This window comes from Bacillus sp. ABR (genome assembly GCF_056172715.1).
This window is the reverse complement of sequence record NZ_JAOYSL010000003.1, coordinates 214,930-237,071: the sequence shown is the minus strand read 5'-3', so window position 1 is coordinate 237,071 and position 22,142 is coordinate 214,930. Positions and strand designations below refer to the sequence as shown.

Sequence of the window (22,142 nt, the reverse complement as noted above, 5' to 3'; positions counted from 1 at the left end):
ATGACGACATTAGATGATGCTTATAATGTCCTGAAATATTGGTTTTCTGAAAAGCCGATTCGTTTAACACCTTTAAACGGAAGAAGCCCTAATGAAGGGTGGCTTGTAGAAACGATCCAAAACCGCTTTGTCTTGAAAAAATGTGCAAGAAATCATGATGCGGAGTGGCTTCAGTATTTAGAGGATTTAACAGATGCTCTGCTTGATCATCATTTCCCGATCCAGCCTATGATGGAGGCAGAAGACCATCGTAAGACCATTTTATTCAAAGAACATTTTTGGCAGCTGCGGCCCTATTTTGAAGGAAGACCATATGAAATGGGAAATCGTTCAGATGAACAAGAAGCCATTCGGGTATTAAAACAGCTCCATTCATTAAAGAACTTACCGAAAGGGCCTGTGAATCCAAACTGCGAATTGAAGAACTGGATTGCTTCTCCGGACGAAACGCTCGGCAAGACGGCTTACGCACTAAAAAAGGTTGTTTCTTCTAAAAAGGCTGCTGCTTTGCTCAAAGTGTATGATCGAGAACTAATGAATATCATCACGCTGTTAAACCCTAGTATATACGAAGCATTACCTCATGCTGTGACACATGGTGACTTTCATTCTGGCAACCTGTTAATTCGTAACAAAAAGCTTGCCATGGTTCTTGACTTTGATACAGCAGGCTTTAGACCACGAATATATGATGCAGCCATATCTGCATTTTTATTAACGAGAATCAAGAGAGGAACGTTTCAACTAGATATTGTGAAAACGATTCAATTTTTAAAGGCATATGCAGATGACTTATCCGAATATGAATGGCGTTCTATATCTGCGTTTATCAGACTTTTATATATTCCAACAGAGCGGTATTTAACACTGCTGCATACCTATACACCTCACCTATTAAACTGGTATATTGATTGGTCTTTCGAAGCACTAGAATCTGCATCGAACCAGCTGAAGGAAGATTGGTATCTCCAAAAGGAGATGAGAATATGAAGGTCGCTGTTGTCACTGGTGGAAATAGGGGCATAGGTAAAGAAGTGTGCAGACAGCTTGCGCAGTGTGGAATGCTTGTTATTTTAACTGCACGGCAGTTTGAAAGTGCTAAAATAGCTGCGTCTGAAATGGCTGAGCATGTTGTGCCATTTCAGCTGGATGTAACAAATGAAGAATCAGTTGAACGTTTCTCGCAATTTATGAAAGATTCGTTCGGCAGAGTGGATGTGCTCATTAATAATGCCGGTGTCTTTCATGACAACATAAAGGATCACACATTTCCATCTTTTCTAGATCTTCCGGTATCGACTCTTCAAGAAACGATGAATGTGAATGTGTATGGTGCAGTCAGAATGACCAAGGCCGTTTTCCCTTATATGAAACAGGGAGGATATGGACGGATCGTCAATGTATCTAGCGGTATGGGAAGGCTTTCGGCGATCTACGCTTCAGACGATGTCAGGCGTGACGGAAAAAGCGGTCCGTACTACCGGATGTCAAAAGCGGCACTGCATGTTCTCACAAAAGTCACCGCTTTAGAAGGGGCACCCTATTCTATTCTTGCGAATGCAGTGTGTCCTGGCTGGGTACAAACGGACATGGGGACATCAGAGGCTGTTAAAACCACACAGGAAGGTGCATCAGGAATCGTGTGGGCGGCACAGCTGCCCCGGGATGGACCAACAGGAGAATTGTTGAGAGACGGGCAAAGACTTCAGTGGTAAGAGGAGGCAGCTACATGCGAGGTATGAAAGGAAAGACGGTTATTGTGACAGGCGGGGCTCAAGGGATTGGATATGCGGTCGCAGAACGAGCCGCACGAGAAGGCGCACAAGTCGCCATTGCTGATCACCATGTAAATTACGGAATGTCAGCAGAAGAACAGCTCAAAGCAAATGGATATGATGTTTTGTTTATAGAGGCTGATATTGCTGATGAAGCATCAATTGTTTCAATGATCGAAAAAACAGCCAATCATTTCGGAAAAATAGACATGCTGGTGAATTGTGCAGCCGTTTTTATCATGCGGGGTCTTGAAGCAACCGTTGAAGAATGGCGGCGCATCATGGATTTGAATATTATGGGACAAGCACTTTGTGTGAAACACACTGCGCCATACATGGAGAAAATAGGAAAAGGATCGGTTGTAAATATTGCCTCCATTTCAGGTCACATTGCCCAGCCGAAATATTTAACATATAACGCGACAAAAGCAGCAGTTGTCAACATGACGCGGTGCATGGCAATGGATTTGGCGGATGCAGGTATTCGTGTAAATGCAGTGAATCCAGGTACGGTATGGAACAAAAATAACGAGCGGTTCCATTTGGAAGAGCTTGGATTAACAAGAGAGCAAGCAAATCAGCATCCTGATATTGGCGGGATGCACATGTTAAAACGAACCGCTGATCCAGAAGAGATCGCATCTGCTGTCATCTTCCTTCTTTCAGATGAAGCGAGTTTTATTACAGGAGAAAATTTGATGGTTGACGGCGGCTATACTGCCATGTAGAGGAGTAAAAATTGCATGAAATTTGATCTGCACACACATCATCAACGCTGTGGTCATGCGGAGGGGAACATCAGAGAATATGTCGATGAGGCTGTGAAATTAGGTCTGGACTTTATCGGGATTTCGGATCACTCTCCCTTCTTTGGTGAAGAGGCTGACCACTTTAAACCATGGGTAGCGATGGCTAAAAGTGAATTTCAATCATATATAGAGGAAGTCCTGCAGTTGAAAAGGGAATATGACGGAAAAATTCACGTGCTGTTAGGTGTTGAATCTGACTATTTTCCAGAACACGAGGCCCTTTACCGAGACGTGTATCGACATTATCCATTTGATTATATCATTGGCTCGGTTCATGTCAGTAATGGATACGACCTATTTAACCGGAAACGGTGGGAACGAATCACAGAGCAGCAAGCCATCATTGAAAAAGAAACATATTACCAGTTGATTAAAATGTCTGCTGAGAGTCAAATGTTCGACGTTTTAGGCCATATTGACGCCTTAAAAGGTTTTTATCCAGAGATTGCTCATCTCAAAACAGAAGCTGTCGATGATGCACTAAAAGCAATTGCGGAGAGTGGTTCTGTCATTGAAGTGAATACCTCTGGCAAAACAAAAGACTGCGGCGGTTGGTATCCATCAATGGATCTATTAGAGCGAGCCAAATTTTATGGTGTGGATGTCACGTTTGGCTCAGATGCCCATCAGCCAGCCCGCGTAGCAGATGATTGGCTGAAAGTAAAACAGGTGCTGAAGGAATTAGGTTATCGGGAATGGTATATCTTTCAATCTCGTCAAAAGCGAAAATTGGCTCTATAAATTCTAAAAAAAGGGGTTATGAAAATGACAAAAGTTCGCGTAGCAATTGCAGGAGTAGGATCATGCGCTTCAAGTATCGTTCAATTTGTAGAATTGGCAAAGGAAAAGATGGATACGCTCTCCGGTGTTATGCATGATGTCATTGGAGGTTATCACTTGTCTGATGTAGAATTTGTTGCAGCTTTTGAAGTAGATCAAAATAAAGTAGGAAAAGACTTGTCAGAGGCCATTTTTACTAAACCAACGGCTGCAGTAAAACATATAGATGTCCCGTTTTTCCAAGTACCCGTTGAAGCAGGTCCTTTGTGTGATGGTCTTGAAGGAGATTTGTCCAACTGCATTCAGCCGCATGAACATTCATTAAAAATGAACACACATGATGTGACGCAAAGATTAAAGGACGTTCAGGCAGATGTACTAGTCTGCTTCTTACCGACGGGTTCATTTGAAGCTGTTCGAGTATACGCAGAGGCGTGTGCACACGCGCAAACTGCCTTTATTAATGCGACACCTGAACCGGTGGCAAATGATCCTGAATTTGTCAAAATGTTTGAAGAGTCGGATACCCCGCTCCTTGGAGATGACTTAAGAAGTCATTTAGGTGCCACAACACTGCATACAGCGTTAATTGAGCTATTAAAATCCCGAGGGATTGACATTACCAATACGTACCAATTGAATGTGGGAGGCAATACAGACTTTTTAAACCTTGCCAACCCAATGAGATCAACGAGTAAACAAAAATCGAAGAGAAAAGCATTATTTGCCTCTGGTATTGATGCCAGCGAAGTGGCAGCAGGTCCAAATGGCTATGTCAGCTACTTAGGAGATCATAAAGTCTGCTTCCTGCGATTGGAAGGAAATTCCGTTTTGGATTCAGACATTTCGCTTGAAATTCGTTTACAAGTAGAAGATTCTCCGAATTCAGCTGGTGTTATCGCTAACGCAATGCGTGTAGCAAAAGCAGCTAAAGACATGAATCACAGCGGTGTCATACATGACGTTTGCCCATTCTTATTCAAAAGCCCTCCAATTGGACAAGTAGATTCAGAATCATTGCGTCTATTCAATGAATATGTAGCAAATGCTCAGCTGAAAAAGGTGTGATCAGTGGAAGCAGAACTAAATCTTTGCGAGATAAAATTTGCCGCTTTTGACTTGGATGGAACATTAATTGATGACAGAGGCAGGCTTATTGGTGATGTCCATGGCGCAGTGAACATGCTGCGCCAAAGAGGCATTATTTCAATGATTGTCACAGGCAGAACGTATGATTCTTTCTTCTCTCTGAACTTAGATCCATCTTTACTCGATTTATTTCATCATGATGTGTTGTTGAATGATGGAAATGTGATTTGCCACCATCAAAAGAAAACATTTGACGTTATACAATATCTAGATGCTGCTATATGCCGGCAGGTCATCTCATCACTTGATGGTCAAGCTGAATTTGTCATGGAATCACACGGGAAGCATGTGGCATCCAGTAAAAGCGCTAAGTTGAAATATTGCATGCTTTACACATTTCCACGAGAAAAAATAGAGGTTGGTCATCAGAAAGAGTTCAGATTTGACCGTGTGACAAAGCTATTTATTTTACCCAAACAAAAAATAGATATCGCTCATCTATTAAGAGATTGTCATTGTGATGTTGCGGATGCACAGTTTTTAAATGCACAAGTGATTTCCCCGAAAGGAATTTGTAAGGCAGATATGCTTGAACGTCATTTATTAGATTGTTTTGGAGAAAGTGATTTACATCGTGTGATTGCTTTTGGCAATGGTCACAATGACAGACTGCTGCTGAAGAAGGCGAGGTGGGGGCTTGCAGTTCAAGATAGCCATCCATCGGCGATTGAGTTATGTGATGTACATCTGGGGGAGTCTATTTATGAATATCTTGATAAAGTTTTACAATCATTAGAAGCACCAAAAGTGATCAATGAAAAGGGAGGTATTTAGTTGAAAACCCTTCAGCTGCCTTTACCAGATGCACTAGAAGATACAATGATACCGGATTTTGTGGAAAGAGTTTCTTTTCTATCTGCTCACATTTTGCACGTTGATCTTCTTGAAGAGGAATCTGTTATAGAAGTAACAGTAGATCAAACGGGAGATGCAGAGGCAATATCAGCTGCGTTTTTAAAGTTATCGTCAAATGTAGCTCAACTGCGGAGGTTTCGTGAAAAGGAAATGAAATCAAATATTCATTTGTCCAATGAGCCTGTTCATTCGAAACTAAGCGAGGATAATCAAAAGAGAACCTTCTATGATGAAATTGAAATGGAACTCTCACATTATTTTGATCAATTATTCTTAAATATGGGAGCTTCACTTGGAGCCAAAATAAGAAGATACCCTTCTACGATGAGTAAAGAATTAATGGAAAAATGTAAATACCATACGAATTTTCCGCAAAATATTTATTCTGTTTTTGAAATACCTCATGATTACCAAATTATTGATGACATTCGAGAAAAGCATCATGGTTTTCTGCCTGAACACTTCCAGCAAGCAGGCCGTTTTTTACAGCCGTGTATTTGTTATCACTGTTATGAGGAATGGGAAGGAAAGACCTATCTAGACAATCAAATGATGACAGCAGCGGGGCAGTGTTTTAGACATGAAATTTCTTGGAAAGTCGATCCTCTTCGGAAACTAGAATTTAGTATGCGTGAAATTGTCTTTATCGGTGATAACGAATACATCAACGAAACAAGAAAAACACTTCTTGAACACACATGGCAATGTTTTCATCAGCTTGGCCTTAGCGGAAAGGTCACGACCGCAAATGACCCCTTTTTCTTTTATGATGATATGGATAAAGCGAATTATCAATTAATGGCGAATAGCAAATATGAGTTAGTAGCTGTGACAGAAAAGAAAGACGTTTCGATCGCTTCTTTTAACGACTGTGGAGAGATGCTTTGTGAAAGGTTCCAGATCAAGGGAGAAGATGGTATGCCGCTTTATTCAGGTTGTGCTGCATTTGGTATCGATCGATGGGTGCAAGTCTTTTTACAAACGTACGGTCGAAATCGAAAGAATTGGCCAAATGAGATGCTTCATATAAAGGAGGGTCACTATGCTGCAAAGTAATCTGACTCAAGAAGAGCACACAGCCCTCATTTTATCTGATCCTTTTTTAGAAGACAGCCAGATAAAAGAGATGCAGGAGCTTCTGTATCAGCAGCAAGACTGGAATGTCATTCTCGGAATGCTGCATGTTCACCGGACAGCCGGTATTGCATGGAAAAATATTAAACGTTATGCCATTCATTTAAGAAAAGATTTTAAAGCAACTTATTTTTTAAAGTCATTAGAAATTATGTATAAAGGGCAATTAGAAACGGCACGAGACAATATTACGTTAAATGATCAGTTATTCAAAGCACTTGATCAAAAAGGAATTGAGTATGCCATTGTAAAAGGAAGTGTGCTTGGCCAGTGGGCATACGGCGATGTAGGGCTTCGCTTATTTGGAGACAACGATCTCTTTATCTCACAAGATCAGCTGCAAGAAACCGGACATGTATTAAAAGAATTAGGCTATATTCAAGGTTCTTGGAACTATGAAACGGAGACAGTCACACCTGCGAAACGAAAAGACATTCTTTACCTCATCATGAACTCACATCAAACCTACACCTATATGAAACCTACACCAGAATGCCGCTTTATTGATTGTCATAAAATTGATGTTCAGTTTTCAGTTGACCTCATGACAGGAAACCGGACAGATTCAATTGTCCAAGAAATGCTGTCTAGACGAATTCAAACGTCTGTTGATGAGCATCTTGTATGGTCATTAAAAGAAGAGGATATGCTGATTTTCTTATGTATTCATTTTTACAAAGAGGCGATTTATTTAAATGAAGTGGAGTCAATGAAAGACTTGCTGCTTTATAAGTTGCTTGATATATATGGCATGTTTATGAAAGAAGACCTATTGGATGTGGAGTTGTTTGTCCGTCGAACGAAAGCGTATGGCTTTGAAAAGATGGTCTATTTTGCTTTGCATTATGTGAATGAAGTCTTTCCTCATACGATTTCTGATCTTGTCATGGATGCACTTCAGCCTGAATCACTTGCTTATTTATCTGAAGTGCTGGATGCAAATGATGTCGTTCATACCTGGAATCAGCCTATTCGCAAACGATTTTTTCACATTAACCGGTCTTTAGAAATACAAAAGCATTCTGTTCATAAGGAGTAGTGTGATGAAAGATCCGGCAGCGCTATTTGATTTTAAGGGAAGAAACGACGTCATATGGTTTGGGAATATGAATCAAGAACAAAGCTGGGATCAAACAAAGGCTTTACCTGTTATGACAGACCATGTTCAAAATGAACTAGTTCTCCAACAAGAACAACAACTGCTTTTGATTGCTTCTAAGGATCATCATGTCATTATGCATCACCAGCCAGAACCTGCTTTTTTAGCCTATTTGGAAAAGCAAGGTGTCAAGCTTCCGCATATGGTTCAAAAAGAAGATGCCTTGAAATTAAAGGGACTCATTGTACCCTATCTTTTAGATGAATCGGTTGAACAAGCATCATCGCTTGAAAAAAGAAAGATTTATGGTTCAAATCCAACACTTGTAAAACGATTCAATCATAAGGTTTCGACTAGAAAATGGGCAGAAAAACATCAGTTTACTGTCACGTGTGGTGCTGTTTGTCAAAATGCTGACGAGTTAAAACAGACGTATGAAGAATTAAGAGCGAATCATTTCTCAAAAACGGTTCTGAAAATACCTTATGGATCATCTGGTAAGGGACTTCGTATTTTAAAAAACGAGAGAGAATTTAAGCAGCTAGTGACCTTTATTGAAAGAAGAAAAATCCAAACAGACCTTCTCTTAGAGGGGTGGCATCCGATTAAGCGATCTTTAAATGCCCAATTGCTCATTCAAGAGGAAGGATCACACTTACTTTCAATTACAGAACAGAAAATCAATGAGGACGGCATCTACTTAGGGACCGATTTTGCGCCTATTTATGAACAGGACAAAAAACGTGAATATGAAGTAAGCATGCATCGAATCATAGATCTACTATATGAAGAAGGGTATCGAGGTGTGGTTGGCGTTGATTCGATCATTGATATAAATGAACAGCTTATACCGATCATTGAAATAAATGCCCGGTTCACGCAAGTTACTTATTTACTCCCAATCATTTGTCGTTTTTTTTCAACCTACGAATATATTGAAAGCCGCTTTAAAAGATTCTCATGCAGTGCCGACCTGCCGTTTGAAGATGTGTTAACGGAGGTGACCGAAGCACTCGATCCGGGAGAAGATGGTGGGTTTTTTATTTATACTTTCGGTAAAACGAGAGCGGATGATATGTGGCATTATCGCCTGTTTATATTGTTTTACCATATGAAGAAGGATAAGCAGATTCATATGCTGACAAAGTTTGATGATATGGAATTTTCAGCAGAAAGGGGGAGAGAATTTGCCGAAAAATGACTCTACGCTCTTAGAGAAAGCGAATGGTTATGGGACGCCGATGTATGTATACGATGGAGATGCGTTGAAAGATCACTATGATCACATTACAGGATGGCTCCATCAATCAGCAGAGGTGTTCTTTTCATTTAAGTCCAATGGAAATGTCTCGATTGCGTCATTGTTACGGTCTTTTGGAGCTGGTATAGAAGTGGCTTCTGCAGGAGAGCTCCTTATGGCTGTAAATGCAGGTTATTCGCCGGAGCATATCATTTTTTCTGGTCCTGGTAAACAGAAGCAAGAGATCGATATTGCGATTCAGCACGAGATCTATTGTATTATTGCCGAATCGAAAGAAGAGCTCATCTATATCGCTGAGTCTGCAAAGCATCAAAACAAACGAGCATCCGTCGGCATTCGGATTAATCCTGAATCCATTGAGTCACGAGCAAAAATCAAAATGGGCGGAGTTCCAAGTCCATTTGGGATAGATGAATCCAAACTGAAAGACGTATTTGACCTATTTCAGAAGTATGATCATTCGCTTGTTTTTAAAGGGATTCATATGTATTTGGGAACCCAAGTTCTTGATGAAACATCGCTTTTATCATCGTTTGAATACACGCTTAATACAGCTGTTCGAATCAAGAAAGAATATGGACTAACATGCCAGATGGTTGATTTAGGCGGCGGGTTTGGAATTCCGTATTTTCAGCATGAGACACCTCTTCATGCTGAACGGTTATTTCAAAACGTAGCGGAATTGATTCGAGCGTACGAAGCTGAGCTGGAATTTCCGAGGTTTATTATTGAGATGGGGAGATTTCTTTTAGCGGAATGTGGTGTTTATTTAACCACTATACAATATGTAAAAGAATCAAAAGAGCAGACGTTTTTAGTTGCAGATGGAGGAATGCATCATCATCAAGCGATGACGTTTAGAGGCAGGCTGCTCCGCAATAATTATCCGATGCGGCTCATTAAACATTCCAGTAAACCTTCGGCTGTAGTGAAACAATCGATTGTGGGTCCACTTTGTACTCCGGAAGACTTAATTGGTCGGCAGGTGGAGCTTCCGCAAGGCGATGTAGGTGATCTTCTTTGTATTGAGAAATCTGGGGCATATGGACTTTGCTACAGCCCTACCTTATTTTTAGGTCATTCTTCTCCGCTAGAGCTGCTTTTGTTTGAAGGAAACGATTATGTCATTCGAGAGAGAGGGACTCCGGATGACCTTTTATTGAAACAAAATAGATTATTCTTTAGACAAAGGAGGGATGAATATGACACTGACGGAGCTTCGTCAAGAAACGATTGATCGTCTTGTTTTGCAATTTTCGGAAAGGGCGGGTCAGCTTGATGACGAATTTCAGTTCCCGCATCAGAATCTAGACGAGCTGATTGATTGTGGATTACATGTCGCCAATATGCCGAAACAAGACGGGGGTCTTGGGTATGGATTTGAAGAAACGGTGACTCTTTTGTCACACATATCTAAAGGGTGCGCGTCGACAGGACTCATTATGGCGATGCATTACTATTCGCTCGGCGCATTTTCTGAAGTGCTTACAAGTGAGCAGCAGGCGGTAGTTTTTGACGATATTCTGCATTCAGGAGAACTAATCGCTTCTGTTAGCGATCCGAATGTGATTTTTATTTATCAGCGTAAGCAAATGGACGGAATTCCGACCATTACTGCAGAAAAAACAGATGGCGGGTATCTTGTGAGTGGAACTAAATTTACAGTGACTGGTGCACCGCGCATTAAATATTTACCGATTTATTGTCAGTATGCGCCGTCGTCATGCACATCTCAATATGGAATGACGGCGCTCTTAATGACATTACCGAGTGAAGGTGCTGCGATTGAGGAATCGTGGAATTATTCGGGCATGAGGGCATCGATGAGTCATCACATTCATTTTGACCAAGTATTTATACCCGATCATCAGCTCATCGGGAGAGAAGGCTACGCAATAGAAGATACTGAAAATTTAATCTACTGGTTTCGTCTAGCTGTTACAGCTGTTTATTATGGCATTGCAAAAGCAGCATATGAACATGCCCTCGGTGTGATATATAAAAGAAATGATCGAATTTCCAAGAAAAAATCAGCCTTTTTACCAGGACAGCAATTTCGTATTGCAGATATGAAAATGAAGTTAGATGTTGCACATTCTCAGCTTATGGCTTGCGCTCAGCAGGCAGATCAAGAAAAGAAACAAAATCATTACTCGAGTGATTTGTATACGAAGACGCTGATTACAAAACATTTTGTGACGCAAGCAGCAGAAGAAATCGTACAGCTAGCTTCTCAGGTCGAGGGTTTTTCTTCGTTACAGCAAGGCTCTTTGCTCGAGCGTTTAAGCCGAGATGTGAAAGCGGCAAAATTTCATCCGCCTTCTGAAGATTTATTAAAAGAAGTGATTGCGAAAAAAGAGCTGGGCATTATCCCGTTAAAAAATCGCTGGATATGATGGCAAGAAAAAGGAGGAGACATATGTGGCTACTGCAGCACCTATTTACCGGAACAATTATTTAAACTGTTCTCAATTAACGATTGCAGCCATGCTTCTTAGAAAAGGGATTGAAATTGATAGGGTTTGGAGGCAGGCAGGCCTTGTTTATAGACCTCAAGATCAAGGGTTTGTTTTGATCGGTTCCTTTAAACATTTTCGCGAGGATATTCTCCATCATAATGGCATTCATTTAGAAGAAATTTTTTACACGGAAGAGGAATTAGACCTCTATATCAACCGTGTGTTTAAACAGCATCCAAGCGGAGGGACTGTTTCTGTTTCCTTAGATATATTTGAATTACCGTACTGTCCATTTTACGAAAGAGAGCATGGGTATCACACATTGGAAGTACTTGAGGTGAATGATGATCATGCAGTGGTCAGTGACCATGCTTACTCCTATCACGGCACTTTGAGTAAAGACCACTTGCTGAAAGCTGCCCGCTCTGTATATGAACATACACCTCGAACTGAAAATCGTTATAAGTGGATCAAACATGTGGAACTTCAGAAAGAACCAGATGTGCTGGTGATATTAAAGGAGCATGCTGCCATCTTAGAAGGAGCACCGCCGCATTTTGATTTGCCTGGAGCTGTCACAGGGCTAGGCGCTATTTCAGTCATTCAAAGGGATTATATTGATAGTATCAAAGACAATGAAAATGGAAATTTATTAGACAATGTTTACTTTGAAGGATTAAAGGATGTGGCTAACTCCAGAAAACATATGGTGACATTCTTATCTTCGTATGAAAATGAGTTTTTACATCCCCTTATTCAAGCTTTTGAAGATGCTTATCAAAGCTGGACAGTGCTCGCCAATTTTACGGCTAGAGTAGGCCTCAGTAAAAATCCTCGCAGTATGATAGAAAGGACGGCAAATCGGTTTCAAAAAACATTAGAAGTGGAGACCAGCCTGCTCACAGAACTAAAAGAGGTGATTCAAAATGAAGACCTATCAAACTCTCTCTCTTCATGATTATGTCAATAACAGAGGCATCACATATCAAAATGAATATGAAAAAGGCCAATTAACAATTGGCGGAGCTTCTTTGCCGGCTGAGTTAATCATGAACGTGCAAGAACCTTTTGTCGAAGGAATTCCTTTTCGGTTCATATATCAAGATCAAGGAGACAATATTGAATTAGAGGGACAGTCTCTTCATTTTCCGCCACTTGAAGCAGAAGCGCTTCACGTCATTGGCTGTTCTTCAAATGGCAATCTTTACGAAGAGATTTCATTATTAAGAGAGGGGAACGTTGTCTGTGAGTCTCGGCTTTCATTAACGGATGTGATTGAACGTGAACCTGCCTTTCATGATCGAGCGGCATATGCATTTGATTATATTCATACGGTATCCGGCATTAATCATCATATGACATCAAACCTATGGCTTGATTCGCTCACCTTTTCGCAAAAAGTCGTTTTTGATGAAATTCGCTTTCAAGATAATCCATTTATGCATATTTTCGCAATGACGATTCAGCAGTCAGATCATTAATGGAAGGGAGCCATGTCTATGTGCGGCATTGCAGGCTATTGTCATTTTAACCAAGCACCACTTGATCCTCACATCTTACTGGAGATGAAAAACGCACTTGCTGTGCGTGGACCTGATGATAGTGGTATATATCAAGATGACTCAGTTGGTTTGGTTCATACACGGCTTTCCATTATCGATATTCAATCTGGGCCTCAGCCAATAACAAATGAAGATGATTCTATCTGTGTGATTCTAAATGGAGAGATTTATAATTTCAAAGAATTAAGAGAAGACTTATGGAATAAAGGCCACTTGTTTCGTACAGAGACAGATACAGAAGTACTGGTTCATGGCTATGAAGAATACGGAATTTCCTTTGTTGAGCAATTAAACGGAATGTTTGCAGCTGCGATATGGGATAAAAAGAAGAAAGCACTTTATTTGTTTAGAGACCGGTCTGGGATTAAACCGCTGTATGTTTCAGAATGCCGGGGAGGGCTTATTTTCGGGTCGGAAATGAAGGCTCTTTTTCAGCATCCAGACATACAAACTGCGATTGAGCCGGAGGCTGTTATTAGTTATTTATCCTTCCGTTATGCGATCGGCGAGCAAACTTTTTTTAAAGGAATTCAAAAATTACCACCAGGTGTCATCTTGAAAATAGATCAAACAGGCATAACAAAAGAGACCTACTGGCAATATCCGCTCCCAGCTGATGGGATCGATCGGGGAGAACGTTATTATCAAAAGGAATTGTTTGAATTAATTCAAGATAGTGTGCAAAAACAGATGATGTCTGATGTGCCTGTGGGAGCTTTTTTGAGCGGTGGAGTGGATTCGACTTCGATTGTCGCTTTCATGTCCAAATACAAAAACGAGAATATTCATTGTTTTTCGACCAGCTTTGAAGAGGAAGGCTTTTCTGAAGAGAGCTATGCCAAGCTGGCGGCAGATCAATACAATGTCAAGCTTCACTCACATCGAATGAGTGAAGAAGAGTACTTTCAATTACTGCCTGAAGTTGTGAAGCGAAGGGATCATCCTCTTTCTATTCCTCATGAAGTCGCTTTTTACCATATGTCACGGGAAGCAAAAAAGCATGTGACGGTGGTTTTATGTGGTGAAGGAGCGGATGAATTGTTTGCAGGTTATGGACGTGTCTTTAGGAGTCCAGCAGATTGGCGGAAAATTTTATGGCTTCAAAAAAACCGAAAACTGTCTCCCATCCTTTCAAAGGTATTATTTGAACCATCTTTTCAGCACGAGGTACATCAAATGATCCATCTTGATGGTGAGATGGATCATTACAAAAGAAGGTATGCGTGGTTTACTGCTGGCGAAAAAGAGCAGCTTTTAAGTCGTCACGCTGATTCAATTGATCCCCCTGACTCACACATGAACCAGTTTATCGCTCATTGTTTTCAAAAGATGGAGGGAGCGTCGTATGAAAATAAACTGCTTTATTTATTTCAGCAGATTCATTTACCCAATCTGTTAGACCGGCTGGATATGATGACGATGTCACATGGACTAGAAGCACGTGTTCCATTTCTTGATCATCGCATCATCCAATTTGTCAATGACATGCCCTTCAAGTATAAGCTTCCTTATAAGGGACTGCCTAGCAGGCTGCAAGCATTTTTTCAGTCGAGTCTCAAAACAAGTGAAGTACAAGACATTCCGAAATATATGTTAAAAAAGACAATGGAGCAAACAGTGGATAAGCGTATATTATATAGAAGAAAAATGGGTTTTCCGGTTCCAGTGTATCATTGGATGAGCAAACGAATGAAAGAAATCGAAGAGAAGCTTCTTGATCAGCAAAGCTTTGCAACAGAACTGTTTCAAAGAAAACCACTAGAGCAATTTTTACGAAATGATCCGAATCAGAAAAACAAAAATGGCGCGGATCAAAAAGTTTGGATGCTTTACAACTTGGAATTGTGGCATGATCACTATATGAAAGGGACGCAGCTTTCTCTCCAAACGAGTCATTAAAGAGATCCGGTCTATTCCTCTTGCCTGCTGCATATATGATACGGAAGGGAAGTGATGCGATTTTGAGGCTGAGTGAACTGTCAGGAAAAGAGATCGTCGATATTAAAAGAGCGGAGCGGCTTGGCGTGCTTGGACAAACTGATCTTGAAATCAATGAACAGGACGGTCAAATTACAGCACTCATTATACCTTCCGTGAAGTGGTTTGGCTTTCGAAAACAAGGAAATGACATCCGCGTCCCGTGGAATCACATTCAAAAAATAGGATCAGATATGATCATTCTCGATGTGCCTGAAGAACTTCAGCCGCACGGAGAAAAAGAGCACCCACAATAACGGGTGCTCTCAGCGTGTAGACAAACCCTCGCATTCTTTGTCAGGTCTGCGCTCCGGTGCTCACGAATGCTAAATTCGCTCCGCTCCGGTGCTCGTCCTTCCTAGACTTCAAAGGTTTTCTATCACGCTGAATAGAAGACAAAGGGCCAAAAGAAAACCCTTTTAGCCCTTTGTCAACAATCTAAGAGCACCCACATGGGTGCTCTTTTTCTTTTCTCTCTCTGATTCGTTCACAGGCTGAATCCTCTCCTCATATGCTGAAAGGGAGATTCAGAAAATATTACAGACTTTTTTAAATAAAGAAGGTGAACGGTCAGTATGTTGAGCGGTTTAACGGTTGCGGTGATCGGGGGAGATGCAAGGCAGCTTGAAATTATTCGCAAGTTGTCACAGCAGCATGCCAAAGTGTTTTTGGTCGGATTTGATCAGCTGGATCATGGATTTATCGGTGCTGAAAAGCTGAAAATGTCTGAACTTCCATTCGAACAAGTAGACAGTATGATCCTGCCAGTATCAGGAGCAACGGATGAAGGCGCTGTTGCTACAGTTTTTTCAAACGAGCAGGTCTTGCTGGAAGCCAAATATTTAGAAAGAACCCCTGCCCATTGTACCTTGTACTCAGGTATTTCAAATACGTACTTAGACAATCTGGCAAAGCAGGTGAACCGGAAGCTTGTGAAGCTGTTTGAGCGAGATGATATTGCCATATATAACTCTATTCCAACAGTTGAAGGGATTATCATGATGGCCATTCAGCAAACGGACTATACGATTCACGGGTCACATGTCGCTGTTCTCGGACTTGGAAGAACAGGACTCACGATTGCCCGCACATTTCGGGCACTAGGGGCAGACGTAAAAGTAGGGGCGGCAGACACGGCACATTTAGCGAGGGCCTTTGAGATGGGGCTTGATCCATTTTCAATGGACCGGTTAAAAGAAGAAGTAACGGACGTTGATATTATCATCAATACCATTCCAAGTCTTGTATTAGATTCATCTGTCATCGTCAGTATGACACCAAAGACACTCATTTTGGATATCGCCTCCCGCCCGGGCGGAACAGACTTTGACTTTGCACAAAAGCACGGAGTAAAGGCACTTCTTGCACCAGGACTCCCGGGGATTGTTGCACCTAAGACAGCAGGACAAATCATTGCAAAAGTGCTTTCCGGGCTTTTATGTGAACTTGCGGAGGAAAAAAGGGGGATGGAATCATGACAACATTAAAAGGGAAAAGAATCGGCTTTGGTTTAACAGGTTCCCACTGTACGTATGAAGCCGTTTTTCCGCAAATCGAAGCGCTTGTAAAAGAAGGGGCAGAGGTGCGTCCAGTAGTGTCGTACACGGTGCAGAGCACGAATACGAGATTTGGAGAGGGAGCCGAGTGGATCGAGCGGATTGAGAAGCTGACTGGATTTCAAGCGATTGACTCAATCGTGAAAGCAGAGCCGCTTGGACCTAAGCTGCCGCTTGATTGTATGGTCATTGCGCCTTTAACTGGAAACTCGATGGCGAAATTTGCAAATGCTATGACAGACAGTCCTGTTTTAATGGCTGCTAAAGCGACCATTCGAAATCATCGACCTGTCGTTTTAGGTATCTCAACAAATGATGCGTTAGGCTTAAATGGTACAAATCTGATGAGGCTGATGTCGACAAAGAATATTTTCTTTATTCCGTTTGGCCAGGATGATCCATTCAAAAAACCGACCTCTATGGTCGCAAACATGGATCTGCTATCTCAAACAGTAGAAGAGGCACTCCAGCATAGACAAATTCAGCCGATTTTAATTGGATCAAACGAATAATAGATTCACTAGAAAATCATGAAAGATTCAAAAAAGATGCTTCAAGCCTTGCTTTTCTATGGTAAAATAAAATGTAAAAAGTCATAGGATGGCCATCCGAAAGAAAAGAATCATGGATGGGTCGGAAGGAGTTTTACTGATGGGAAGAGGATTGCATGTAGCTGTAGTTGGAGCGACTGGAGCTGTCGGTCAACAAATGTTAAAAACACTAGCTGACAGAGATTTTGAAATGGATACACTTACTCTACTATCCTCAAAACGTTCTGCTGGAACAAAAGTGACATTCAGAGGTCAAGAGTACACTGTTCAGGAAGCAACACCTGAAAGCTTTGAAGGAGTAAACATTGCATTATTCAGTGCTGGAGGAAATGTTTCTAAAGCGCTGGCTCCTGAAGCAGTCAAACGAGGTGCGATTGTTGTTGACAACACTAGTGCTTTTCGTATGGACGAAAACATCCCTCTTGTCGTACCAGAGGTAAACGAAAAAGATTTGCATGATCATCAAGGGATCATTGCGAACCCTAACTGTTCAACGATTCAAATGGTAGCGGCATTAGAACCGCTTCGTCAGGCGTATGGAATGAAAAAAGTCATTGTCTCTACGTATCAAGCAGTATCAGGTGCGGGACATGAGGCCATTGACGAACTATACAGCCAATCACAAGCCATTTTAAATAAAGAAGATGTAACACCTGAAGTTATGCCTTATCAAATTGCATTTAATGCGATTCCGCAAATTGATAAATTCCAAGACAATGGCTATACATTCGAAGAAATGAAAATGATTAACGAAACGAAAAAAATCATGCATATGCCAGAGCTGGAAGTAGCGGCAACATGCGTGAGACTTCCAATTGAAACGGGACATTCAGAATCTGTCTACGTCGAACTAGAATCAAATGATGCAACAGTGGAAGACCTCAAATCAATTCTAAAAGATGCACCAGGAATTACGCTGCAAGATGATCCGTCTCAGCAAATTTATCCAATGCCTGCAGATGCTGTTGGGAAAAACGACGTATTTGTCGGCCGCATTCGGAAAGATTTGGACCGTCCAAACGGGTTCCATATGTGGATTGTATCTGATAACCTGCTTAAAGGTGCTGCATGGAACTCAGTTCAAATTGCAGAAAGCTTAAAAGCATTAAAATTAGTTTAACATTTAATGGATGTTGAGGACGAACAGAAGAGAGTTAGGCATCTTTCGCCTGCTCTCTTCTGTTACGTCAGAATGAACTTGGAGTGAAAACAGTGAAAATAATTGTCCAAAAATTTGGCGGTACATCTGTCAAAGATGATCAAGGTAGAAAAAGGGCACTTGCACATATCTTATCTGCAAAAGAGAAAGGCTATAAGTCGGTTGTCGTCGTTTCTGCAATGGGACGAAAAGGCGATCCCTATGCGACAGATACGCTGCTTGGTCTGCTTTACGGCAGCGCGCAGCATATGACAAATCGAGAAAAGGATTTGCTTGTTTCCTGCGGAGAGAATATCTCAGCTGTTGTGTTTTCAAGTATGCTGAATGAAAACGGTCTAAAGGCTGTAGCGATGACTGGAGCTCAGGCGGGCTTTGTAACAGATAAGGAGCATACAAGTGCGAAAATTATTGACATGAAGTGCGAACGTCTGGAGGCAGCACTTTCTGAACATGATGTTGTTGTTGTTGCTGGATTCCAGGGAGCCGCGAAAAATGGAGACGTGACAACAATCGGACGAGGTGGCAGTGATACGTCCGCCGCTGCTTTAGGCGCTGCATTGCAGGCAGACTTTATTGATATTTTTACAGATGTAGAAGGCGTTATGACAGCAGATCCCCGTATTGTTGAAAATGCAAAACCGCTGAGAGTCGTGACATATACGGAAATTTGCAACCTCGCATATCAAGGGGCAAAAGTCATTCACCCGAGAGCTGTCGAAATTGCGATGCAAGCAAAAGTACCAATGAGGGTCCGTTCAACATACTCTGATGATGAGGGCACACTCGTTACATCACACTACTCAGATAAAATGAGCCATGATGTGTACGACCGCCTCATTACGGGTATTGCACATGTCAATGATGTGACGCAAATCAAAGTTCCAGCAAAAGAAGGTCAGTACAGCGTACAAACAGAGGTCTTCAAAGCAATGGCAAACGCACAAATCAGTGTCGACTTCTTCAACATCACACCGAGTGAAATTGTGTATACAGTAACAGGTGCAATGACTGAAAAGGCAACGTCGATCCTAAAAGATCTTGGCTATACGCCAATTGTGACAACAAATTGTGCGAAAGTATCAGCTGTTGGCGCAGGTATTATGGGTGTACCAGGTGTCACATCTAAAATTGTATCGGCTCTATCCGAGCAAAACATTCCGATTTTACAATCAGCTGACAGTCATACGACCATTTGGGTGTTAGTGAACGAAGAAAACATGAGAGCGGCCGTCAATGCCCTGCATGAAGTGTTTGAACTTTCAAGATAAATGTGATTGAATCATGATGAGGTGAAAAAAATGAATTTCGGAAATATCGCAACAGCTATGATTACACCTTTTGATAAAAAGGGCAACATTGATTTCCAAAAGCTATCAATTCTCATTGATTATTTATTAAAAAACGGCAGTGACTCCTTAGTCGTTGCAGGGACAACAGGCGAATCGCCAACTTTATCGAATGAAGAAAAAGTCGCTCTTTTTCAGCAATCGGTCAAATTAGCAAATGGTCGTTGTAAAATCATTGCAGGAACAGGCAGTAATAATACAAATGCGTCTATCAAACTAACGAAAAAAGCAGAAGAAGCGGGCGTTGATGCAGTGATGCTTGTCGTACCTTATTACAACAAGCCATCACAGGAAGGCATGTATGCACACTTTAAAGCCATTGCCGAGTCTACATCTCTTCCTGTCATGCTTTACAATGTACCAGGAAGAACGGTCGCTTCATTAGCACCAGAAACAACGATTAAGCTTGCGCAAATACCTAACATTGTTGCCATCAAAGAAGCAAGCGGCGATCTTGATGCCATGACAAAAATCATTGCTGAGACGCCAGAAGATTTCGATGTATATTCAGGGGACGACAGCTTAACACTTCCGGCTGTATCTGTTGGTGCAAAAGGAGTTGTCTCTGTTGCGTCTCATATCGTAGGGCTTGATATGCAGCAAATGCTGAAAAGCTATGCTTCAGGCCAAACAGCGAATGCAGCATTGATCCATCAAAAGCTGCTTCCAATCATGAAACAGCTTTTCTCAGCGCCAAATCCAACGCCTGTCAAAACAGCTCTTCAGCTGAAAGGACTAGACGTCGGATCTGTTCGTCTTCCGCTTTTGCCTTTGTCAGAAGAAGAGAGACTGGATTTAAGCAGCGTTTTAAACAGCTGATCAAAACAAAAGATTTCGTAAGCGGTCATTCTCAGATGTCCCTGAGTATGACCGTTTTTTATACATAAACACTTTCTTAAAATGTGACTTCATCTTGTTTTCTAAAATTAGATTCAGTTATAATAGCATTAAGCGATGATGGACGGGCTTGAGACTAGGAGGATAAGAATTTTGAAAAAGAAAAATACAGAGAACGTAAGAATTATTGCACTCGGAGGCGTTGGAGAAATCGGAAAAAACCTATATGTCATTGAGATTGACTCTGACATATATGTAGTAGATGCAGGTTTAATGCATCCAGAAAATGAAATGCTGGGCATTGACGTTGTCATTCCTGATATCTCTTACTTAACAGAACGTGCTGATCGGGTGAAAGCAATTTTTCTTACCCACGGACATGATGAAGCAATCGGAGGCGTATTCCATTGCTTGAGCAAATTGTCTGTACCAGTCTACGGAACGAAGCTGACCCTTGCGTTACTTCGAGAAAAATTAAAGCAGTATGGCTTCAATCAAAAAGCTGATTTGCGTGAGGTACATGCAAAATCAGTCATTACTTTTGAAACAACAAAAGTATCATTCTTTAGAACGAATCACAGCATCCCTGATTCAGTTGGGATCAGCTTCAAAACCTCTCTTGGTTCAATCGTATGCACAGGTGATTTTAAATTTGATCAAACCCCAGCGCTTAACCAAGCCTGTGACATCGGAGAGATTGCGAAAATTGGAAACAATGGCGTTTTAGCACTACTTTCAGACAGTGCAAATGCTGAAAAACCAGGTTATACACCTTCTGAGGCGCTCGTCCAAGACGAAATCTCAAATGCGATGTACAATGCTGAAAATCGTGTGATTGTTGCTGTGTCTTCATCTAATATTAACCGCGTGCAGCAGATCATTAATGCAACCAATCAAAATGGCCGTAAGCTTGCCGTTGCAGGGAAGAATATGATGACAACCCTTCAGCTGGCGATCAAGCTTGGTTATGTGACAGCAGATGAAGAATTATTTGTACCCGTTCAAGAAGTGAAGAAAATGGCGAAAAACGATGTGGTCATCCTGACTGCTGGAAGCCACGGAGAGCCGCTTGCTGCTTTAACAAAAATGGCAAAGCAAAATCACAAACAGCTTCATATTGAAAAAGATGACACTGTTGTGATTGCATCTACACCACTTCCTGGACAAGAACTCACATACTCTAAAACAGTGGATTTCCTCACAAGAAGCGGAGCACAAGTCATTTTTGCGCAAAAACGTGTGCATGTATCTGGACATGGCTGCCAAGAAGAGTTAAAGCTGATGTTGAACTTACTAAAACCGAAGTATTTAATTCCGGTGAATGGCGAATATCGTATGCAAAAAGCACATTCTCGTATTGCCGAAGAAGTAGGTATGAAACGCAGCGACATTTTCTTGATTGATAAAGGAGATGTGGTTGAGTTTAGAGGACAGAACGTCAAAATCGGTGAAAAAGTTCACCAAGGGAACATTTTAATCGATGGTCTTGGCGTTGGTGATATCGGAAACATCGTGCTACGCGATAGACGCCTGTTGTCTCAAGACGGCATCTTGATCGTTGTCATTACGCTAGATAAACAAAAGAAACAATTAATTTCTGGACCTGAAATCATCACAAGAGGATTTGTCTATGTAAGAGAATCCGAAGAGCTGATTGTGAAAGCAACAGAAATGGTCAAAGGGATTGTCAAAGAGCAAACGGAAAACTCAATTGTTGAATGGTCCACATTGAAACAATCCATGCGCGATGTACTCAATCAATTCCTATATGAAAAAACAAAACGTAAGCCGATGATCATTCCAATTATTATGGAAGTGTGATGAGAAAAGCCC

General features: G+C 41.4%; 21 protein-coding genes. All 21 read left to right on the top strand.

Annotation, left to right across the window (positions count from 1 at the left end):
- The 21 genes from OIT90_RS11280 to rnjB all read left to right on the top strand — a co-directional run bounded on the left by OIT90_RS11280 (nt 1) and on the right by rnjB (nt 22,130).
- Complete coding sequence (locus OIT90_RS11280) at nt 1-990, top strand: phosphotransferase enzyme family protein (RefSeq protein WP_144490532.1); 990 nt, start codon at nt 1-3, stop codon at nt 988-990.
- On the top strand, nt 987-1,715 hold the full coding sequence (locus OIT90_RS11275; RefSeq protein WP_041084822.1) for an SDR family NAD(P)-dependent oxidoreductase: 729 nt from the start codon (nt 987-989) through the stop codon (nt 1,713-1,715). The genes OIT90_RS11280 and OIT90_RS11275 overlap by 4 nt, the downstream gene beginning before the upstream one ends.
- Nucleotides 1,716-1,729: 14 nt before the next feature.
- Nucleotides 1,730-2,503 carry an SDR family NAD(P)-dependent oxidoreductase gene (locus OIT90_RS11270; protein ID WP_126681832.1) on the top strand — a complete coding sequence of 258 codons (774 nt, stop codon included), beginning with the start codon at nt 1,730-1,732 and terminating at the stop codon, nt 2,501-2,503.
- A gap of 15 nt (nt 2,504-2,518) precedes the next feature.
- Entirely contained in the window at nt 2,519-3,325 is an 807-nt protein-coding gene (locus OIT90_RS11265) for a histidinol-phosphatase (protein WP_058837675.1), read from the top strand.
- Nucleotides 3,326-3,349: 24 nt separating this feature from the next.
- Complete coding sequence (locus OIT90_RS11260) at nt 3,350-4,432, top strand: inositol-3-phosphate synthase (RefSeq protein ID WP_041084818.1); 1,083 nt, start codon at nt 3,350-3,352, stop codon at nt 4,430-4,432.
- Between the two features lie 3 nt (nt 4,433-4,435).
- Nucleotides 4,436-5,287, top strand: a complete 852-nt coding sequence (locus tag OIT90_RS11255) for an HAD hydrolase family protein (protein ID WP_126681833.1) — start codon at nt 4,436-4,438, stop codon at nt 5,285-5,287.
- Complete coding sequence (locus OIT90_RS11250; protein WP_474892570.1) at nt 5,288-6,424, top strand: aminoacyl--tRNA ligase-related protein; 1,137 nt, start codon at nt 5,288-5,290, stop codon at nt 6,422-6,424.
- Nucleotides 6,411-7,541, top strand: a complete 1,131-nt coding sequence (locus OIT90_RS11245; RefSeq protein ID WP_126681835.1) for a nucleotidyltransferase family protein — start codon at nt 6,411-6,413, stop codon at nt 7,539-7,541. Before OIT90_RS11250 ends, OIT90_RS11245 begins: the two co-directional genes overlap by 14 nt.
- Before the next feature lie 4 nt (nt 7,542-7,545).
- The gene (locus tag OIT90_RS11240) at nt 7,546-8,802 is read left to right on the top strand and encodes an ATP-grasp domain-containing protein (protein WP_474892569.1); all 1,257 of its coding nucleotides are present in this window, start codon (nt 7,546-7,548) and stop codon (nt 8,800-8,802) included.
- Complete coding sequence (locus tag OIT90_RS11235) at nt 8,789-10,099, top strand: type III PLP-dependent enzyme domain-containing protein (RefSeq protein WP_186315127.1); 1,311 nt, start codon at nt 8,789-8,791, stop codon at nt 10,097-10,099. The genes OIT90_RS11240 and OIT90_RS11235 overlap by 14 nt, the downstream gene beginning before the upstream one ends.
- Nucleotides 10,065-11,258, top strand: coding sequence for an acyl-CoA dehydrogenase family protein (locus tag OIT90_RS11230; protein ID WP_474892568.1), 1,194 nt, complete (start codon nt 10,065-10,067; stop codon nt 11,256-11,258). The genes OIT90_RS11235 and OIT90_RS11230 overlap by 35 nt, the downstream gene beginning before the upstream one ends.
- Nucleotides 11,259-11,283: 25 nt before the next feature.
- Nucleotides 11,284-12,279, top strand: a complete 996-nt coding sequence (locus OIT90_RS11225) for a hypothetical protein (protein WP_474892567.1) — start codon at nt 11,284-11,286, stop codon at nt 12,277-12,279.
- Entirely contained in the window at nt 12,248-12,802 is a 555-nt protein-coding gene (locus OIT90_RS11220; RefSeq protein WP_058837666.1) for a hypothetical protein, read from the top strand. Before OIT90_RS11225 ends, OIT90_RS11220 begins: the two co-directional genes overlap by 32 nt.
- 12 nt (nt 12,803-12,814) lie before the next feature.
- On the top strand, nt 12,815-14,782 hold the full coding sequence (asnB, locus tag OIT90_RS11215; RefSeq protein WP_474892566.1) for an asparagine synthase (glutamine-hydrolyzing): 1,968 nt from the start codon (nt 12,815-12,817) through the stop codon (nt 14,780-14,782).
- A 62-nt stretch (nt 14,783-14,844) separates the two neighbouring features.
- The gene (locus OIT90_RS11210) at nt 14,845-15,117 is read left to right on the top strand and encodes a YlmC/YmxH family sporulation protein (protein WP_024424130.1); all 273 of its coding nucleotides are present in this window, start codon (nt 14,845-14,847) and stop codon (nt 15,115-15,117) included.
- A 318-nt stretch (nt 15,118-15,435) separates the two neighbouring features.
- A complete protein-coding gene (gene dpaA, locus OIT90_RS11205) occupies nt 15,436-16,338 on the top strand; it encodes a dipicolinic acid synthetase subunit A (RefSeq protein WP_039178673.1) in 903 nt (300 codons plus the stop codon).
- Nucleotides 16,335-16,928, top strand: a complete 594-nt coding sequence (gene dpaB, locus OIT90_RS11200) for a dipicolinate synthase subunit B (protein WP_268502283.1) — start codon at nt 16,335-16,337, stop codon at nt 16,926-16,928. Before dpaA ends, dpaB begins: the two co-directional genes overlap by 4 nt.
- 139 nt (nt 16,929-17,067) lie before the next feature.
- Nucleotides 17,068-18,087 carry an aspartate-semialdehyde dehydrogenase gene (asd, locus tag OIT90_RS11195; protein WP_024427010.1) on the top strand — a complete coding sequence of 340 codons (1,020 nt, stop codon included), beginning with the start codon at nt 17,068-17,070 and terminating at the stop codon, nt 18,085-18,087.
- A 92-nt stretch (nt 18,088-18,179) separates the two neighbouring features.
- Nucleotides 18,180-19,394: an aspartate kinase gene (dapG, locus tag OIT90_RS11190; protein WP_034662253.1), complete on the top strand. Its 1,215-nt coding sequence runs from the start codon at nt 18,180-18,182 to the stop codon at nt 19,392-19,394.
- A gap of 30 nt (nt 19,395-19,424) precedes the next feature.
- On the top strand, nt 19,425-20,291 hold the full coding sequence (gene dapA, locus OIT90_RS11185) for a 4-hydroxy-tetrahydrodipicolinate synthase (protein WP_039178685.1): 867 nt from the start codon (nt 19,425-19,427) through the stop codon (nt 20,289-20,291).
- A 171-nt stretch (nt 20,292-20,462) separates the two neighbouring features.
- Nucleotides 20,463-22,130: a ribonuclease J2 gene (gene rnjB, locus OIT90_RS11180; protein ID WP_012010007.1), complete on the top strand. Its 1,668-nt coding sequence runs from the start codon at nt 20,463-20,465 to the stop codon at nt 22,128-22,130.
- Nucleotides 22,131-22,142 lie beyond the last annotated feature (12 nt).

Bases quoted from the DNA above. Each gene is read 5' to 3' on its own strand.
- OIT90_RS11230 (WP_474892568.1), top strand. From the start codon at position 10,065: ATGACACTGACGGAGCTTCGTCAAGAAACGATTGATCGTCTTGTTTTG.
- OIT90_RS11270 (WP_126681832.1), top strand. From the start codon at position 1,730: ATGCGAGGTATGAAAGGAAAGACGGTTATTGTGACAGGCGGGGCTCAA.
- OIT90_RS11280 (WP_144490532.1), top strand. From the start codon at position 1: ATGACGACATTAGATGATGCTTATAATGTCCTGAAATATTGGTTTTCT.
- asnB (WP_474892566.1), top strand. From the start codon at position 12,815: ATGTCTATGTGCGGCATTGCAGGCTATTGTCATTTTAACCAAGCACCA.
- OIT90_RS11245 (WP_126681835.1), top strand. From the start codon at position 6,411: ATGCTGCAAAGTAATCTGACTCAAGAAGAGCACACAGCCCTCATTTTA.
- dpaB (WP_268502283.1), top strand. From the start codon at position 16,335: ATGACAACATTAAAAGGGAAAAGAATCGGCTTTGGTTTAACAGGTTCC.
- dapA (WP_039178685.1), top strand. From the start codon at position 19,425: ATGAATTTCGGAAATATCGCAACAGCTATGATTACACCTTTTGATAAA.
- OIT90_RS11265 (WP_058837675.1), top strand. From the start codon at position 2,519: ATGAAATTTGATCTGCACACACATCATCAACGCTGTGGTCATGCGGAG.
- OIT90_RS11275 (WP_041084822.1), top strand. From the start codon at position 987: ATGAAGGTCGCTGTTGTCACTGGTGGAAATAGGGGCATAGGTAAAGAA.
- OIT90_RS11240 (WP_474892569.1), top strand. From the start codon at position 7,546: ATGAAAGATCCGGCAGCGCTATTTGATTTTAAGGGAAGAAACGACGTC.
- OIT90_RS11220 (WP_058837666.1), top strand. From the start codon at position 12,248: ATGAAGACCTATCAAACTCTCTCTCTTCATGATTATGTCAATAACAGA.
- dpaA (WP_039178673.1), top strand. From the start codon at position 15,436: ATGTTGAGCGGTTTAACGGTTGCGGTGATCGGGGGAGATGCAAGGCAG.
- asd (WP_024427010.1), top strand. From the start codon at position 17,068: ATGGGAAGAGGATTGCATGTAGCTGTAGTTGGAGCGACTGGAGCTGTC.
- OIT90_RS11260 (WP_041084818.1), top strand. From the start codon at position 3,350: ATGACAAAAGTTCGCGTAGCAATTGCAGGAGTAGGATCATGCGCTTCA.